Genomic DNA, 16,490 nt, shown 5'->3' with positions numbered 1-16,490 from the left:
GCGTTAGCCCCTATTTAATTATAATTTGGGCTTACTATGAATAGAGTTATTGTCTTTTTTCTCGTCGCGTTGGCCATTTTCACAACACTCTTTTTTGTTCAGAGCAATTACTTCTCCGATGATGAAGCACCCCAAGCCACTCAGGAAGTGGTGGAGCCTCAAATCATTGTATATGCGTTGAGTTTGGATGTGACAAAGTCTCAACCAGTTAAAAACAAAACTTTTTCAGTTCAGTCAGTTAAGGAATCCGAGTTGGCAGGTGCTGAGTATACAGCGAAGACAGATTTGGTGATTGAACCTGGCGCGTTGTTCAAACTGGATCTCGCCGCTGGAACTTATCTAACCCAGTCTATGATCTCTAATCCGAGTGATCGCGATTATCTGTATTTGTCATTGAAGAAAGAAGAAGTGCCTTATTTTTATCAAGTGACAGGTATTGGTGTTATTCAATCGTTAGCACTGACTCCTGGTGATCTTGTGAGCTTTGTTTCGACCACATCTTCGAAATCAAATCTGATTGAAACTGGGTATGGCGATATTGGTGATCTTGTTAGCAAAGTGATTATTAGTGATGCGCGTGTTCTTCAAGTCATTAAAGGCAATGAAGAAGAAGACCTTAAGGATGATGAAGATAAACAGTACAGCTTAGTTATTGCGTTAAAAATGCGCGATGTTCTTAAGTTGGAAATGGCACAAAAAATTGGTGATGTGAATATTATTCCTTCAGCAATTGCGAATCGTTATTTGTCTATCCGAAGCAGCGACATTCTTGAGAATCAATTTGGTGTCAGGGAATTACGTGGCAAGGAATAATATGAAGTACAGAAGTCTAGGCTTAATTTCACTCCTTTGTGGATTAGCGTCATTCCAATTATATGCATCCAGTCTGATGAATTTAGATCAGGGTGCTGCAAAAACCATCAATTTAAAACGTCAGATTTCAACGGTATTTGTCGCGGATCAGGAGATCGCCGACTACAAAATCATCGATGAAAATAAAGTCGTGATTTATGGTGTTGGGCAGGGCAGTACCTCCGTGATTGTTTATGACCGTGGCGGGAACGAGATCTACAACTCGGAGCTGGTGGTCAATCAGAGCTTGCGTTTGCTGAAACAAACCCTGATTGCCCGTTATCCGGACGAAAACGTGATGGTGTCTAATGTCGGCGATCAGGTCGTGTTGGACGGTGTTGTCAGCAGCGAAGAAACCAAGACGAAAATCTATCGTCTGGTGGGGGAAATGCTGAAAAAAGATCGCCAGCGTAATGTGTTCTACATTCAGAAAGAAGATGGTGAAAAGGGCGATGAGCTAGATTACACCGCATCTTACGTCTACGCCCAGGTGATCAACAACCTCAAGGTTCTTACCACCGATCAGATCAACGTTAAGCTAACAGTAGCCGAAGTATCCAGTTCATTCTTATCTGAATTGGGCGTCAGCTACAGTGACAGCGGCGAGTCGGGTAAATTTGTCAACAAACTGCTTGATTTTACGGCGCAGGACATCGTCGCGGTCATTTCTGCCAGCGGCGATGACAAAATTGGTCAAGTGTTAGCTGAGCCGAACTTATCGGTGATTTCCGGCGAGCAGGCCAGCTTTCTTGTCGGGGGCGAGATCCCGATTGCGGTTCGCGATGAAGACGGCATTACCATCACGTACAAAGAGTACGGCGTAAAACTGGCTATGGTGGCTAAAGTGACGGACTCTGAAAACATCCGTTTGTCTCTGTTTCCGGAAGTCAGCTCGATTGACGAATCCAACAAAACCTCGACCGGCTTGATCTCGGTTCCTTCACTGCGTACCCGACGCGCTCAAACTACCGTGCAGCTTAAAGACGGACAAAGCTTTGTCCTGGCTGGGTTGCTCACTTCGGAAGAGCGCGAGTCGCTGAGCAAAATTCCTATTTTGGGTGATATTCCGATTCTCGGCGCGCTGTTCAGTCACACCAAAACCAACCGCTCAAAAACTGAATTGATCATTGTCGCTACCGTCAATCTTGTCGATCCGATTGAGCAACAGGACGTCAAGCTGCCGGCTTTTCGTCGCACCAGTGACATTGAACGTTTGTTACGCATCGATTTGTCTGGCGTTAACGAGCCGGAACTGGAAAAAACCATCAATGAAGGAGGATTTAACTGATGAGAAGCCTGTTAATGGTGCTGCTGGCACTGGTGATGTTCGGCTGTTCTCAGGCCAATGTTTCGAACTCCAGTGTGATTGATGAAATGGAAGAGAGCATCGAATTTGATGTTGCGGATTCTGCGCAGTCGATCAGTCGCGCAGTGAACTTCATCCGCGATCTCAACCATCGTGAACCGAAATCGCGTTTTTCTGTGTATTACAAAACGGGATCGAGTGAATTTGTTGACAAGCTGAACGCAAAGTTTAAATCCGAGGGTATCGCCAAAAATCGTTATCGCGTGGTGCTTGCAAAGGAGGATCAGCAGAAAGCCGTGTTGATATCGGCGACCTATGTACGAATCAAAAGCCGCGAGTGTGGTGTGATGACCTTTGCCTCGCGTGATGAATACCGCTTTGGCTGTGCGCTTGAGCACAACCGCAACATGAGTCTGGTCAACCCAATCAAGAGTGAGTTGTAAGTATGGATCTGAACAATCTGTTTAAGCACTCTTCATCCAAGCTGAACTCATCGGCAGAGGCCACCGATCTCGTGGTCTCTGATGACGCGACACTGCTGGAGGCGGTGAAAGAACTCTATGCCATTGAAGGCTATCCGGCGCCGATTGAAGTGCCGGATCTTGACTCTGATGATTCCTGGAACCGCTCTGACGTCAAGCTTAAGCATGTGATTCTTGATATGCGGGGCACCAGCAGTATCGTCGATGAGGTGTCTGAAATCGCGACGCGTCTGGACGTCAGTATTTCTTTACTGGTGCTCAGCGATACCGACTCCATCAAGTTACGTAACCAAATTCATGCGCTGGGAGCTGTGTATGTGTTGTGGGACTCGGAACTGGATGGATTGCTGGCTTCACTTCGTGCGCAAAGCCATGACACTCCGACAGTGAAGAAAACACGGGTTGCCAAGCGCATCCTTATTTTGGGAACCAAGGGTGGAGTAGGTGTGTCGTGCCTTAGTTCAGTGCTGGCAAATGCGCTGGTTACGGATGCCAACCTGAAAACGTTACTGGTGGATCACGACTCAGGCGCGCTGAATAGCGATATCTATTTGGGGATCAAAGGTCTTAAGGCCAAGCAAAACAGTATCGACCTGAATCAAATTGAGATAGATGGCGCGATCGCGACAACCTATGTCCACAAAGTAACCGATAAGCTGGGTTATCTGGTGCTGGAGAAGAACAGTGCTTGTCTCGGCGACCATGCCTCGACCTTATACAACCTCTCTTCAGAGCTGATGGATCAGTACAACTTCATCATCGACTCGGTGCCGTTGTCGTCTTACGAAGAGGTCCACGATCAAGAGCTGTTGGATAAGTATCACCGTGTGTTTGTGGTCTGTGAACCGTCCGTGTCATCACTGCGCTCATACAACCTGTTGAAAAAGAAGATCGGCAAAGCAGACCATCAGGTCGTGTTCAGCATGAACCGCCCCAACAAGGATTACATGGTCACGTTAGCGAACGCCAAAGAACGTATCCGGACCAAAGACACCATTGATATTGCTTATGAGCCAACGCTGGAGAAAGTGTTGATTCAGGAAGGCATTGACGGGCTGATGAAGTCCAAATATTCGGCGCCAGTCGCCAGCATGGTGGCTGTGCTGACCGGTAAAAAAATCAAAGCAAAATCTCGTTTTTCATTGTTTAAGAAATGAATCAGTTAAAAGAAACTTACATCGAACTCAGAGATGAGATCTTTGATGCGCTGGACGCTTCATCACTGGTGGAAATCAGTAATGAAGAGTTGGAGCAGCAACTAAAAGATTCCGTCAATATCCTGATTGATCGCAAGCAATTACAGGTCAGCTCACTCAAACGAGTGGATTTGGTTAAGGCACTGCTGGATGAGCTGAAAGGCCTTGGTCCGTTGCAGAAGTTGGTCGACAACGATGATATCTCGGACATCATGATCAACGGCCCGTCGGATATCTTTATTGAAATTGGCGGTAAAGTCGAGAAGTCGCCCATTCAGTTCGTTAACGAAAAGCAGCTCAATACCATAGCCAAACGCATTGCGTCTAATGTGGGCCGTCGGATTGATGAGTCCAAGCCACTTTGTGATGCGCGTCTGGCTGACGGAAGCCGGGTCAACATAGTCATACCACCTCTGGCGATTGACGGAACCTCCATTTCAATCCGTAAGTTCAAAGAACAGAAAATCAAACTGGAAAATTTGGTTGAGTTTGGTGCGATGTCGGTTGAGATGGCCAAGCTTTTGTCGATTGCCAGCCACTGTAAGTGCAACATTCTGATATCTGGCGGTACCGGTTCGGGTAAGACAACGTTGTTGAATGCGTTGTCTGGGTTCATCGGCGAAAGTGAACGGATTGTCACGATTGAAGATGCGGCGGAGCTTCAGTTGCAAAAGCCCCATATCGTTCGACTTGAAACCCGTCAGGCCAGTGTGGAAGGGACGGGCGAAATTACCGCGCGTGAACTGGTGATCAACGCGCTGCGGATGCGTCCTGACCGGATTATCGTGGGTGAGTGCCGGGGTGGTGAAGCGTTTGAGATGCTGCAGGCCATGAACACCGGTCACGATGGCTCAATGTCCACATTGCACGCGAACACGCCGCGAGATGCGATCGCACGTACTGAAAGTATGGTGATGATGGCTACCGCTAGTCTGCCTATTGCCGCTATTCGACGCACCATTGTCAGTGCGGTTGACTTAATTGTCCAGGTTAAGCGCCTTCACGACGGTAGCCGCAAGGTGATGTACATTTCCGAAGTGATCGGGATGGAAGGTGACAGCGTGGTGATGGAGGACATTTTCCGCTTTGAAACCAGCGCTCAGTTTGAGGACGGCAAGATCCAGGGCGAATTCCGTACACCTGGTTTGTCGACGCGTTCCGTTATTTACGAGCGAGCGCGATTTTTTGGTCTGGAAGACACCGTGCGGGGGATATTCGCATGATGTTCATCCTGATATTTTCCTGGGCTGCACTGCTGGTTTACTGGTTGGTGCATCGCGCCCGCCAGAACCGCCGCCTGAGTCAGATCATCGATATGCATGCTGATTTTGAAGGGGTGAAGGGCGTGCGCTCGGTGATTGATGCGCAGCGGTTTGACATCAGTTTCAAAGCCCGTTTTCGACAAACCGTCAAAAGCATGGTCAAAGTCTTTCAGCCCAATATGGGGCTCAAGTTGATGCTGTTTTTCGCGGTGACCATGGTGGCAATTTACGCCATTAATGCATTTTTCCTGATGCAGGATTATCTGGTATGCCTGATGGTGCTTGAACCCATTCTGTTTGTCATTTTTTATATCAAGCTGCAACAGATGCAGGCAGAGCGGTTCAAGAACCACTTTCCTGATGCACTCAATATCTTAAGCGGAGCGATGTCTTCCGGGCAGAGTATCGTGCACGCGTTCGAATACGTCGGCAAACAGCTTGATAACGAAGTCGGACGTGAGTTTAAGTTCATGGCTGAACGTCTTTTGATTGGCGAAGATCCTGATGACGTCTTAGAGCGCAGTAGCACAACGTTTCCGTATCTGGAGTATTTCTTCTTTGCGTCGACCATTCGTATCAACTTAAGCCGGGGTGGTCAGCTCAAAGAGGTCATTAACCGCATTAACCGCCTGATGTTTGACTCTCGCGCGGTGGAGAAGAAGAAAAATGCACTGACATCCGAAGCGCGGGCGTCGGCCAAAATCATCGCCTGTCTGCCGGTGATATTTCTGGTGATCCTGAAGTTTACCAGTCCGGAAAACTACCATTTCGTGATGTTTGAAGACGGTGGCAAACCAATTTTTTATTACGTACTGGTGAGTGAGTTCATTGGCTTTGCCTGTATCTGGTTCATTCTCAGAGGGGTGGATTGATGGATACGACAAAGATACTGATCTGGGTAGTGGTGTTTGGCGTTTCGATGGGGCTGGCTGCGCTGGTGATGCGCTTTTACGACAACACCCGTGCCAACATTGCCACGCGCAAGATCATCGGTTCAACCCGTGAAGAGCGCAAGCGTACCGACTTGTTGAAGTCTTTGATCAGTCGGGTGAGCTTCAACAAAGACGAAACCAAAAAGAAACTGGTTTCCGCCGGAATATACAGCGACTTTCTGGCCGATTCGTACTACCTGTTCAAAATCATCCCGTTTGGCGTGTCGTTGGTGTTTATCGTTTTCAGCTATCTGCAGGAAAGCATGGGCATTACATTGGCGTTGACTTATCTGATGGGCGCTTTGATCGCGTTCATTGTGTTGCCGGACACCTACGTCGCCAGCCGCGGGAAAGCCAACATCAAACGTATCAGTGCACGCCTGCCGTTTCTGCTCGATTTGATGAATGTGTGCGTTCATACCGGCATGACCATTGAGTCCAGTCTCGATTACCTATCCAAAGAGCTGCAAACCGTTGATAGAAACCTCGCTTACGTTGTGCGGGTTACGGTCGAACGTGCACGTCTGGTGGGAATCGAAAAAGCCCTGGAAGAGTTTTATGAGCTGGTGCCAACCAGTGAGTCACAAAGCTTTGTGATGACACTGGTCCAGAGCCTGCAATTTGGCTCGTCCATCGGTCCGGTTCTGGCAACACTGGCGACCGATATCCGTGAAATTAACATGATGGAGCTGGAAGAAAAAATTGGCAAGATGGGCGCCAAAATGTCCATCCCACTGATTGCCTTCATCATGGTTCCTATTGTTGTACTGATTGCCGCCCCGGGCATTATGAGGATGTTAATGCAATGAATAAATGGTTGATAGCACTGCTCACCGTTTCGCTGTTTTCTGGCTGCGCCACGGTTGATACTGAACTGCAAACCAAAGAAAAACTGCTCATCGGTTCTGGCGACAACCAACAATTGGTGGAGTTTTATAAGAGCAACTTGCACAGCGTACCGGAATACAAAGTCAAACTGGTTAATTTGTATCTGGACATGAAAGACGTTAAATCGGCGGAGTTGTATCGCAATACCTACGATGCCGGCGATCTGGATGAGCCGGAATATATACTCACCATTGCTCGTCTGAACTACCAGAAAAAGCGCTTTGATAAAGCGCAAGAGGAGCTGAAGAAGTATCGCGACGAAGGCGGTGAGGAATACGAGTATCAACTGCTATCCGGCAAAATTCTCGCGCAGCAAAAACGCTTTGATGAAGCCATCAAACATTTTGAAGAGAGCCGCAAGCAAGGCGCATCAGATCGCGAAGCAGGAAACAACATTGCGGTCGTGAAAATGATGCAGGCGCAATACGCCGATGCGACCGACATTCTCTACGACTTGTATCTGGCCAGCCCGGGAGATGCCAGAGTGCGCTCAAACCTGATTCTGGCTTCGGTGAACGCAGAACGTCCGGACATTGCGCTGGAAGTACTGAAACACACCAATAACGAGCAGCAAGCGCGCAAGCAACTGGCTGCATTGATGTCATCCGTATCAAAAAACAAAGGGCAGAAGAGCACGATGAGAGTGGCAGACTCCCCAGTTTCGACAACCAGTCTGCAACGTGATGCCGCCAAAGGAGCGGCAACTAGCTACGTTGCGCCGACGTCTAAAGTCAGCTCGCTGGCAACGTCAACACAGTTTCAACCCAGTCAATCCAGCCTGGATGGTTCCGTGTTGGATCCCAAAAACCTGAAACCGGGGGCACCACCGACGTACCGTATTCAGGTATTGGCTACCTATACAGCAATCCCGGCGGATTATCTCAACTACCTCAAATCTAACTACGGCACCGTATACTCTTACACGCACGGCTTATGGAAGCGTTATTGTGTTGGGGATTTCAACGATCTGGATCAGGCCAAAGCCTTTCTCGAAAGTCTCGATATCAAAGGTGCCTTTGTGGTTGACTACACCAAGAAAAGGTACGTAAGGCTATGAGAAAAAAACAGAAAGGTTCGCTGACGATTGAAGCGGCAATGGGGATACCCATTTTTCTGGCGATTGTGTTTGGCTGGGTGGAGATCTGCATCATGACGTTCTCGATGAGTATGACTGACAACGCCCTCACGACCGCAGTGATGCGGGTTAAAAAAGCTGGCGATTCCAGCAACAGCAATACGGTGAACTACAGCCAGATGATCCAGCATGAGCTTGCAAAAGCGGGCGGGTCACTGTGGAGCAATGTTGTTGAGCCGGGCAGTGTGAAGATCAAAGTTCACTACTTTCGCAACTACGATTCATTTTTGAAATGCACCGACCAGTTCTCCTCGGCAGATGAGTGTCCGGAGCGTAAAGATGACCCGGTGGATATGGCGATCGCGGTCTACGACCTCAAATACAACTATGACCCTATCGTATCAATATGGTTTCCGACCATGGCGATCCGGCGTGAAGTGGTCACCATTCAGGAATACGAACGTTGTGCATTCAAAATCGGACAGGGGGCGGGTTGTGCGAGCTAAACAAAAAGGCGCGTTTGCCGTCGAACTGGCGATGGTGCTGGTGTTTGCGTCCGGGTTATTTGTGGTGGTGGTGAACTACATGTTGGCGATCAACAAGAAAGGCCAGTTGGATCGCGCGGCTTATTCCCTGACGACGATTCTGGCTGAACGAAAGCAGCTGTTTAACGCGGATCTGGATATTTGTTCTGGTAACTGCAACCAAACGGAGAATACCGCGTACTCCATTGCCGCCGCGTCGATGAAACGCATGATCCCCAATTTTGACAAAACCAAATTCGGCATGCGCATTGATGAAGTACGTTTGGATGAACGGGTGTTGTCGAATGGAAAAGTGGACTATGTCCGGCGCCATAAGGCGCTGGAAAAGGGCAACGTTATTGGCTGCAACTTTCCGGACATGTCTGATATCGACAAAGCGAAGGCTATTGAGATGCTTCCGGTCACATCACGCAACCGACGTTTGCCGTTGTACCAGGTCTCCCTGTGTTATGAGACACCCGTCAATATTTTAGGTGTCGCGAACGGTGAAGTGTTTCGGATTGTCAGCTCTTCCTACTCATTTGCGAGGGTTTAAACGTGAGATCGATGAAAAAGAACCGTGGCGTCGCTGGTATTCTGTTTATTGGCTTGTTGCCGATGATGGTGATTTTTATGGCCTTTTCGATGCAAATGTCTCAACAGATGCTGGCGCATGCACGAGTGCTCGAGGCTGCGGAAGTCGCCAGTCTGGCACTGATCGCCAGCCCAAAGGAAGACGACGACAAGAACGTCATTTATGCGCGTCAACTGGTCGACCGTTATGTGCTCGATAACATCGATGATGTTGACGTGAAAGTGTACAACCGGCAGTGTTTGTACAAAGACGGTTGCGTTCAGGCCAGTGGTGAAGTTGCCCCTTTTACCGATTTTGTGGTGACGGCCAAAGCCAAGTTTCAGTCCTGGATCAGCTACGAGGACATGAATCTGAAACCTGAGTTCGAAGCCTCGGGTTCGTCGGTGACGCGAAAGTATCTGCCGCAGCCAGTTGATGTCTATTTCATTGGTGACTTCAGTGGTTCGATGACGTATGCCTGGCAGGGCGGTAAAAACAAGCTGCAAGTGGTGAAAGAGACCATCCGCCGTGTGGTACGCGATATCGAAGATTTTAAAACGGAGCAAAAAAGCCGTGTCGCACTGCTGGGCTACAACTGGCATCACGTGACACAGACGGATGAGGTGGTCAGAATCGATTATCGCGGCTATCGCTACACCTGGCCAAAGAAGTACGCGTATGAATTTAAGCGCTCGTCGGCGTCGGCGACGGTGAATGAGATGTTCAATACGCCCAAGCCTTACAGTGAAATCCGTCCGGCAACCAGCAATATGTCAAGCTATCAGCGCGGGCAAATCGTAAACCAGAACCAAAGGTTCGCCAAAGATTACCCCTTTTACGATATTCCGTTGACGGAAGATTACGATGAGTTCATCCGTTTGTTGGATAGCAGCGACTTGCGGGCTTATGGGGGAACGTCGTCCTGGAATGGCATCATCGCAGCGGCGCAGGAAGCCAATCGTGCTACCAATCTGAACCCGGAACAGGTGTTTATCGTGCTGTCGGACGGGGCTGACAACGATGCCAACTACTTGCAGTCTTTGGTGAATCAGGGGTTGTGTAAGAAGTTGCGCTCCACCATCAGCGCCAAGAAAAACCGTTTCCAGAGTAATAACCCGAGTGAGAACGAGAAAACCAAAGTTACCATGGGGGTGATTGGTATCAACTACAGCGTATCGGCCAAAGATGGCTTCGGTGATTGTTTTGGACGCAACAATATCTATCACGCCAAAGATGGCGAAGACGTTTACAAATATATTCTCAATCTGATCAATGAAGAAACAGGAAGACTTAAGGATTAACATGAAATACCCGCTCATCATCACCACTTTATTATTGTCACCATTCGGGTATGCCAATTGTCTCGGTGGGGTTAATGAATACGTGACCTCTACTCAACTGGTGTCTTCCCACACGCTTACCACGCAGGTGAAAGGCAAATTGGTTCAACACGACTCTACGCGTCCCGAACAAGTGTTGAACTCGTCGTCTGAGGTGGTGAAAGTGGCACGTCCGGACGAGGTTTGCTTTTATGATCAAGCGACTCAGTCGTTGGTTTTGAACTATGCACACGACAAATATCAGCTGACCGCTGCGCACAAAAATGTGCTGGAGAAGTATCTTGAACTGGTGAACGGTAAAGCGCAGATATTTATTGAAGGGCATGCCGACAGTATCGGTCCTAAGACGTATAACAAAGCTCTGTCAGCGCGTCGCGCCAAGCAGGTGGCGAACTACTTAAAACATAATCTAAAACAGGGTAACCGTATTGTTGAGAAAGCGTTTGGGGAGAGTGCGCCAATCTGCAATGCCAGTGAAAACCGCACGACTGGATGCAACCGCCGGGTCGTGCTTACCGTGAAGTCATGATCGGTTATTTGCTGCTTGTTGGTGTGTTTATGTTCTGGGCCGCGGCACGCAACAGGGTCTGAATCAGATACAGATCATAAAAAGCCAGTCGGATGACTGGCTTTTGGGTTTCGAACCCCGATGTTAGGATCAGGTGCGGTATCGAGCGAGTATTTCGCCCAGATTGCGTGTCGCGTTAGCCAGGTTACCGACGCCCTGAGAGGATTGCTCGGCGACTTGACGTATCACACTCGATTGCGCGCGAATGTCCGACAGTTCAGACGCAATATCGTTTGCGACCGCACTTTGCTCACCTGCTGAGGTGGAAATCTGAATACTCATGTCGTTGATGGCTCTCGCGGAGACGGCTATTTGACTGATGTCGTTGCCGATGTCCGTGACGAGATCGCTACTGGTTTGTGCCTGACTGACCGTCTGCTTGGTGATCTTAGCGATGGTCTGGCTTTCTGATTGCAGTTTTTCAATCATAGCCTGAATCTCGACCGTCGCTGATTGGGTGCGACTTGCCAGAGTACGGACTTCGTCCGCCACCACGGCGAAACCGCGGCCTTGCTCACCGGCACGTGCTGCTTCAATCGCTGCGTTCAGAGCCAGCAAGTTGGTCTGTTCAGAGATACCGTTGATGGTGGTGATAACTTCGCTGATCTGCGCGGTATTGTCGTTCAGAGTGGCAACAGAACTTGACGCCTGTTCGATAAAGTCAGACAAGCGCGCAATCTCATCAATCGCCTGATGCACTCGCTGAGAACTGTCGTTCACTTGTTTCGCGTCCATCTCTGTTTGGCCAGTTGCCTGATTGGCAATGTTCGCCACTTCTTGCGCTGACGCTGTCATCTCTTCCATGGCCGTGGCGACCGAATCTAGCGAAGCATACTGGTTGGTGATCTGAGTTTCACTTTGTTGCATGTCCTGCTCAAATGCAGCGGAAGTTTCACCCAACGTGGTTGAGTTATCTTTCACACTCACCACCAGGTCTGTCAGCGTGTCCATAGCGTTATCAAGCGCGCAGCCAATAGTGCCAAACTCGTCGCGTCCCGGGTGGAAACCAAGGCGTGAGGTCAGATCTCCGTCAGCGATTTTCTGTGTGGTGCTGTACAACACCCACAGTGCGCCGCCGATAAAGGTCGCGACCCAATAGACGAAAACCGCAAAGGGGATCACCCACAAGTACGCCAGTAGAAAGGCAGATAATGCCGCGGAGCGAGCATCGCTTTCGGCATTACTCATGGATTTGGTGAGCGCGTAGACCTGGCCGGAGGCATGTCTGGCGGTCGCGGTCACGGTGCCTTGGGTATATTGGGTGTCTGCAATGGTCGTGCGTTTTTCCAGACCTGGTACTTGCAACTGATCTGGTGCGTTGGTTTGCAATAATCCCGTTAACTGATATTCAACGGCAAGCTTGGACTGATGCTCAATCGCATCAATCGTATTGAAGTAGCGACCTCCGGAAATAAAGGTAATTGTGGTAAGAAAAAGGGCAAATATGACCCACATTTTGTCGTTAATGGACATTTTTATGAACAGTCGGTCGATCGTCCTGAATTCGACTTCTCTCATAGGAACTCCGCAACAAATGATGAATGAATAGATGGTGTTATTATGACTTTCTTGTATCGACCAATATGAGCGATCCCACAGTATTATCTGAAAGATATGTGGTAAATCGTTGCAAATATGAGACGTAGATCGGGTTGATATTAGCTAGAGTGCATAAAAAAACGCCGGCATTTTTGGCCGGCGTTTTTGATGACTCAGTGATTGGGCGTTAGCCCAGAGAAGGCAGAATACCCAGCGTGATCAAGATTTGTGCGCTAACAATGGCGAAACCCGTTGCACCTGTGATAATTAGCGCCGCCTGTCCACCAAATACCTGGTATTTACTTTCAGACTGCTCATGTTGGCGAACTTTACGCACCATCAGGATGGGCAGGAAAATCGCCAGAATGGCCAGTGCGATCGCAGCGTAACCCAGCGCCATGATAAAGCCTTGTGGGTAGAAGAGAGCAAATCCCAGAGGTGGCAGGAAGGTAATCAGTGATGCTGGTACACGGCTTGAGCTGGTGTTAGTTTTTCGCAGAATGTCACCGAGGTATTCAAACAATCCCAGACTGACACCCAGAAAAGAAGTCAGCAAAGCCAGATCGGCGAACACGCCGACAATATTGGCCAGACTGGTGCTGTTGACGGCTTGGGCCAGGTTACCAATCAAAGCGCTAAGGGCTGAATTCTGAATCATTTGCGACTGACTGATCACACCCAAAGTGACGATTTGCCAGAAAATGTAGATAACCAACGGAATAGCAGAACCGAACAGGATCACTTTGCGCAGCGAGCGGGTGTCGCCATCTAGGTAATTAACAATCGCCGGAATGCTGCCGTGAAAGCCAAATGAGGTGAAAATCACCGGAATAGCGGCGACGATCAGACCTTGTTGCATGGGCATGCTCAGCAGGTATGACTCGGTGACATTTGGCGCCAGAAACGACAGCACCATTACCATTGCAATCAGTTTACAGGTAAACAGCACACGGTTGACTTTGTCGACCGTGCCAGTGCCGATCGTCACCACGGTTGCAACGATGATAGTGAAAACCACCGTTGCAACAGGCCCAGAAATGGTCAGGCCGGTAAATTGGCTGATACGGTCCGCAAATTGCGACCCTCCGCCGGCAATGTACGCGGCGCACAAGGCGTAAAACAGAAATAACATTGCAAAGCTCGCCAGCCATTTTCCTTTCTTGCCCAGAATCTGCTTAGCGAGCGTATGCAGCGTAGCATCATGATCGGCATATTGATGAACCTCAAGCATCAGCAATGCGGTAAAGGCCATCAAAGCCCAAAGTACGACCATGATCATGATTGAAGTGGTAAAGCCGATACCCGCAGATGCCAGCGGAAGAGCGAGCATGCCAGCGCCTATGGTGGTACCGGCGATGATGAGTGTACTGCCGAAAATTTTTGATTGAGTCATATGTATATAATTTTGTACGTTGTTGTGATCAGATTGCAGATATTGTGTCTGATATTTACTCAAAATTGAGTTTGATCCATTAGGTATAGCAGGATTTTGCAGGTCATTATGAAATTGGTCAAGAGAAATGTACGCACTGGTTTACTCTGTGTGTAAGTTTATGTTTACATTCTGAGTTTGGAGGCTCTGGCAATCGATTAACTGAGACAAACGTCAAATCAGATTGCAATTTTACTTTTCGCTTTCAAAAAACTGTCATATAAGAGGTATAAAAAGGAGCTGCAGAGTAGTACAACGTCTGCAGAAAACATCGAAGTAAAAAGGAGGTCCTGATGAGCGACCAATACGCTAACGATGAATGTCTGGAACTTTTAGACGCGATGGAAATAGGCTTTGACCTATCAGAATACGAAGAATCCATCGAAGAACTCGCCGAAAATCTTGTCAGATAACGGCGGCCGACATCATCAACCCGAGAGAGCCAGTGCGAACGCACTGGCTTTGTGCTTTTATATAAGTACTTCTCTTATCTCTTTACTGTATGAACTTTCTTGCGCATCTACACATCGCCGACCATTGTGACAGCAGCAAACTGGGTAATTTGCTGGGGGACTTTGTGAAAGGCGACCCAAACAAACAATACCAGCCATCGATAGCTCATGGGGTGATGCTGCATCGTTTTGTCGATTCGTACACGGATCAGCATCCATTGATGAGTGACGCGAAATCTTTGTTCGACGGCAGCGCACGTCGCTTTGCCCCTATTGCACTGGATGTCTTTTGGGATCACTGCCTGGCATCTCGCTGGGAAGAGTTTCACTCTGAATCGTTGCGCCAATTTTGCCATAAAGCAGAGCAACAGACCCGGCGAGAGCACGTGACCAATCTGCCGCAGCGCTTTCTTATTGTGAGCCAGAACATGTGGCAAGGGCGTTGGCTTGAGTCGTACCGGGAAATGGACAATATTGAGTTTGCGTTGCGACGCATGTCTGGCCGCAGCCCCCGCATGGGCCCGCTATCTGGCTGCTTTGCCTATCTGGACAGGCATTATCATACCTTGCAACCGATTTTTTCTGAGCTCTATCCGGACGTATTAAACGCAGCAAAGTCCCAAGCATTCTGATAGAATCCCGCGCTTGCTCAATTGAAAGGTAATCTGCATGTCTCACCCGTTTCAACAACTTGGTCTTGGCCCTCAGCTTTGCGATACGCTGAGCGAGTTAGGTTTTAAGCAACCCACTGAGATTCAGTCTCAAGCGATACCACATGTGTTGTCTGAGCAGGATGTGTTAGCAGGGGCGCAGACAGGGACGGGGAAAACGGCGGCGTTTGGCTTGCCTTTGCTGCAACGCTTGATCGAGAGTCCAACAACCAGAGATGAACGGAGCAACGACGTGTTTGCACTGATATTGGTGCCCACGCGTGAACTGGCTCAGCAGGTGTTCGACAACGTAACGGCATACGCGAACGGGATCGAGGTGAAAATCGTCACGGCGTATGGCGGAACCAGCATGAATGTACAGGTGAAAAATTTGCGTGGTGGTGCGGATATTCTGATTGCAACGCCAGGGCGGCTACTTGATCACATGCATTGCCGTAATGTGTCGCTACGAAACACTCAGGTTCTGGTGCTGGATGAAGCTGATCGCATGCTGGATATGGGGTTCATGCCTGATATTCAGCGCGTATTACGTCGGATGAGCGACAGCAAACAGACCTTATTGTTTTCCGCCACATTTGATAAGCGCATTAAAACGCTGGCGTACAAATTAATGGACACGCCAGTAGAAGTTCAGGTGAGTGAGCAGAACAGCACTGCAGATACCGTTAAGCAAATGGTGTATCCGGTAGACAAAAAGCGCAAAGCGGAACTGCTGGCGTACCTGATTGGCGCACGCAACTGGCAACAAGTACTGGTGTTTACCAAGACGAAGCAGGGAAGCGATGCGTTGGCCAAAGAACTGAAACTGGACGGCATCAAAGCGGCGTCGATCAATGGTGATAAAAGCCAGGGAGCACGTCAGAAGGCGTTGGATGACTTCAAGCAAGGGAAAGTCAGAGCACTTATTGCTACCGATGTGGCTGCGCGCGGCTTGGATATTCATCAGTTGGAGCAAGTGGTGAACTTTGATATGCCCTATAAAGCTGAAGACTATGTCCATCGTATCGGCCGAACGGGGCGGGCTGGTCATCCTGGTTTTGCGGCGTCTCTGATGAGTCGCGACGAAGAATATCTGCTGGAAGCGATTGAGCGTTTGCTTGACACTCGCCTGCCACAGGAGTGGTTAGAAGGATTTGAGCCGAGCTTGTTCGAAGAAGTCGACACGGACAAGTCACCGCGCAAGAAAAGTCGCTCCGCGGAAAAACGTAAAATGAAAGCCAAGTTTAAAGTGCATGCCGGCCGCGGCAAGAAAATGACTGGTTGAGATGAACGCGCTTGCCGAGCGGTTAATTGTTGCCGTGGTTGCCACATGAAATAAAAATAGAGCCTTTCGGCTCTATTTTTCGTTTTACTCAATGTCAAGTAGTTCGACATCAAAAATGAGCGTTGCAGAAGGT

General features: G+C 49.0%; 16 protein-coding genes. 14 read left to right on the top strand and 2 right to left on the bottom strand.

Annotated elements, in window-relative coordinates; translation table 11 throughout:
• Window positions 1-36: 36 nt before the first annotated feature.
• The 12 genes from CAG65_RS09210 to CAG65_RS09155 are packed head-to-tail and all read left to right on the top strand — an operon-like array spanning window position 37 to window position 10,960.
• Window positions 37-813 (top strand): pilus assembly protein CpaB, encoded by a 777-nt coding sequence (locus CAG65_RS09210; RefSeq protein ID WP_161453434.1) that lies wholly within the window; start codon window positions 37-39, stop codon window positions 811-813.
• Between the two features lies 1 nt (window position 814).
• Window positions 815-2,140, top strand: a complete 1,326-nt coding sequence (locus tag CAG65_RS09205) for a type II and III secretion system protein family protein (protein WP_040902407.1) — start codon at window positions 815-817, stop codon at window positions 2,138-2,140.
• Window positions 2,140-2,601 (top strand): ATPase, encoded by a 462-nt coding sequence (locus CAG65_RS09200; RefSeq protein ID WP_161453433.1) that lies wholly within the window; start codon window positions 2,140-2,142, stop codon window positions 2,599-2,601. Before CAG65_RS09205 ends, CAG65_RS09200 begins: the two co-directional genes overlap by 1 nt.
• 2 nt (window positions 2,602-2,603) lie before the next feature.
• Window positions 2,604-3,797 carry an AAA family ATPase gene (locus tag CAG65_RS09195; protein WP_161453432.1) on the top strand — a complete coding sequence of 398 codons (1,194 nt, stop codon included), beginning with the start codon at window positions 2,604-2,606 and terminating at the stop codon, window positions 3,795-3,797.
• Window positions 3,794-5,059, top strand: a complete 1,266-nt coding sequence (locus CAG65_RS09190) for a CpaF family protein (protein ID WP_021704702.1) — start codon at window positions 3,794-3,796, stop codon at window positions 5,057-5,059. The genes CAG65_RS09195 and CAG65_RS09190 overlap by 4 nt, the downstream gene beginning before the upstream one ends.
• The gene (locus CAG65_RS09185) at window positions 5,056-5,970 is read left to right on the top strand and encodes a type II secretion system F family protein (RefSeq protein WP_161453431.1); all 915 of its coding nucleotides are present in this window, start codon (window positions 5,056-5,058) and stop codon (window positions 5,968-5,970) included. The genes CAG65_RS09190 and CAG65_RS09185 overlap by 4 nt, the downstream gene beginning before the upstream one ends.
• Window positions 5,970-6,839, top strand: coding sequence for a type II secretion system F family protein (locus tag CAG65_RS09180; RefSeq protein ID WP_021704700.1), 870 nt, complete (start codon window positions 5,970-5,972; stop codon window positions 6,837-6,839). The genes CAG65_RS09185 and CAG65_RS09180 overlap by 1 nt, the downstream gene beginning before the upstream one ends.
• On the top strand, window positions 6,836-7,975 hold the full coding sequence (locus tag CAG65_RS09175) for a tetratricopeptide repeat protein (protein WP_161453430.1): 1,140 nt from the start codon (window positions 6,836-6,838) through the stop codon (window positions 7,973-7,975). Before CAG65_RS09180 ends, CAG65_RS09175 begins: the two co-directional genes overlap by 4 nt.
• Window positions 7,972-8,499, top strand: a complete 528-nt coding sequence (locus tag CAG65_RS09170; RefSeq protein ID WP_021704698.1) for a TadE/TadG family type IV pilus assembly protein — start codon at window positions 7,972-7,974, stop codon at window positions 8,497-8,499. The genes CAG65_RS09175 and CAG65_RS09170 overlap by 4 nt, the downstream gene beginning before the upstream one ends.
• Window positions 8,489-9,073, top strand: a complete 585-nt coding sequence (tadF, locus tag CAG65_RS09165; protein WP_021704697.1) for a tight adherence pilus pseudopilin TadF — start codon at window positions 8,489-8,491, stop codon at window positions 9,071-9,073. Before CAG65_RS09170 ends, tadF begins: the two co-directional genes overlap by 11 nt.
• A 2-nt stretch (window positions 9,074-9,075) precedes the next feature.
• Complete coding sequence (locus CAG65_RS09160; RefSeq protein ID WP_174377437.1) at window positions 9,076-10,392, top strand: pilus assembly protein TadG; 1,317 nt, start codon at window positions 9,076-9,078, stop codon at window positions 10,390-10,392.
• Window position 10,393: 1 nt separating this feature from the next.
• Window positions 10,394-10,960 carry an OmpA family protein gene (locus CAG65_RS09155; RefSeq protein WP_021704695.1) on the top strand — a complete coding sequence of 189 codons (567 nt, stop codon included), beginning with the start codon at window positions 10,394-10,396 and terminating at the stop codon, window positions 10,958-10,960.
• Between the two features lie 129 nt (window positions 10,961-11,089).
• Here CAG65_RS09155 and CAG65_RS09150 read toward each other — a convergent pair whose 3' ends face one another.
• Complete coding sequence (locus tag CAG65_RS09150; RefSeq protein ID WP_161453429.1) at window positions 11,090-12,517, bottom strand: methyl-accepting chemotaxis protein; 1,428 nt, start codon at window positions 12,515-12,517, stop codon at window positions 11,090-11,092.
• A 208-nt stretch (window positions 12,518-12,725) separates the two neighbouring features.
• Window positions 12,726-13,931, bottom strand: coding sequence for an aromatic amino acid transport family protein (locus tag CAG65_RS09145; RefSeq protein WP_161453428.1), 1,206 nt, complete (start codon window positions 13,929-13,931; stop codon window positions 12,726-12,728).
• 541 nt (window positions 13,932-14,472) lie between these two features.
• On the opposite strand from CAG65_RS09145, the gene CAG65_RS09140 reads away from it, so the two are divergent.
• Both CAG65_RS09140 and CAG65_RS09135 read left to right on the top strand, forming a co-directional pair.
• Window positions 14,473-15,054 (top strand): acyl carrier protein phosphodiesterase, encoded by a 582-nt coding sequence (locus CAG65_RS09140; protein ID WP_161453427.1) that lies wholly within the window; start codon window positions 14,473-14,475, stop codon window positions 15,052-15,054.
• Between the two features lie 37 nt (window positions 15,055-15,091).
• Window positions 15,092-16,357, top strand: a complete 1,266-nt coding sequence (locus CAG65_RS09135) for a DEAD/DEAH box helicase (RefSeq protein ID WP_161453426.1) — start codon at window positions 15,092-15,094, stop codon at window positions 16,355-16,357.
• The last annotated feature ends 133 nt before the right edge of the window (window positions 16,358-16,490 follow it).

This window comes from Vibrio sp. V39_P1S14PM300 (assembly GCF_009904765.1).
Taxonomy (GTDB): domain Bacteria; phylum Pseudomonadota; class Gammaproteobacteria; order Enterobacterales; family Vibrionaceae; genus Vibrio; species Vibrio proteolyticus.
This window is presented reverse-complemented; position numbering and strand designations above follow the sequence as displayed.

Coding starts and splice junctions, on each gene's coding strand:
- CAG65_RS09210 (WP_161453434.1), top strand. CDS start 37: ATGAATAGAGTTATTGTCTTTTTTCTCGTCGCGTTGGCCATTTTCACA.
- CAG65_RS09205 (WP_040902407.1), top strand. CDS start 815: ATGAAGTACAGAAGTCTAGGCTTAATTTCACTCCTTTGTGGATTAGCG.
- CAG65_RS09200 (WP_161453433.1), top strand. CDS start 2,140: ATGAGAAGCCTGTTAATGGTGCTGCTGGCACTGGTGATGTTCGGCTGT.
- CAG65_RS09195 (WP_161453432.1), top strand. CDS start 2,604: ATGGATCTGAACAATCTGTTTAAGCACTCTTCATCCAAGCTGAACTCA.
- CAG65_RS09190 (WP_021704702.1), top strand. CDS start 3,794: ATGAATCAGTTAAAAGAAACTTACATCGAACTCAGAGATGAGATCTTT.
- CAG65_RS09185 (WP_161453431.1), top strand. CDS start 5,056: ATGATGTTCATCCTGATATTTTCCTGGGCTGCACTGCTGGTTTACTGG.
- CAG65_RS09180 (WP_021704700.1), top strand. CDS start 5,970: ATGGATACGACAAAGATACTGATCTGGGTAGTGGTGTTTGGCGTTTCG.
- CAG65_RS09175 (WP_161453430.1), top strand. CDS start 6,836: ATGAATAAATGGTTGATAGCACTGCTCACCGTTTCGCTGTTTTCTGGC.
- CAG65_RS09170 (WP_021704698.1), top strand. CDS start 7,972: ATGAGAAAAAAACAGAAAGGTTCGCTGACGATTGAAGCGGCAATGGGG.
- CAG65_RS09155 (WP_021704695.1), top strand. CDS start 10,394: ATGAAATACCCGCTCATCATCACCACTTTATTATTGTCACCATTCGGG.
- CAG65_RS09150 (WP_161453429.1), bottom strand. CDS start 12,517: ATGAGAGAAGTCGAATTCAGGACGATCGACCGACTGTTCATAAAAATG.
- CAG65_RS09145 (WP_161453428.1), bottom strand. CDS start 13,931: ATGACTCAATCAAAAATTTTCGGCAGTACACTCATCATCGCCGGTACC.
- CAG65_RS09140 (WP_161453427.1), top strand. CDS start 14,473: ATGAACTTTCTTGCGCATCTACACATCGCCGACCATTGTGACAGCAGC.
- CAG65_RS09135 (WP_161453426.1), top strand. CDS start 15,092: ATGTCTCACCCGTTTCAACAACTTGGTCTTGGCCCTCAGCTTTGCGAT.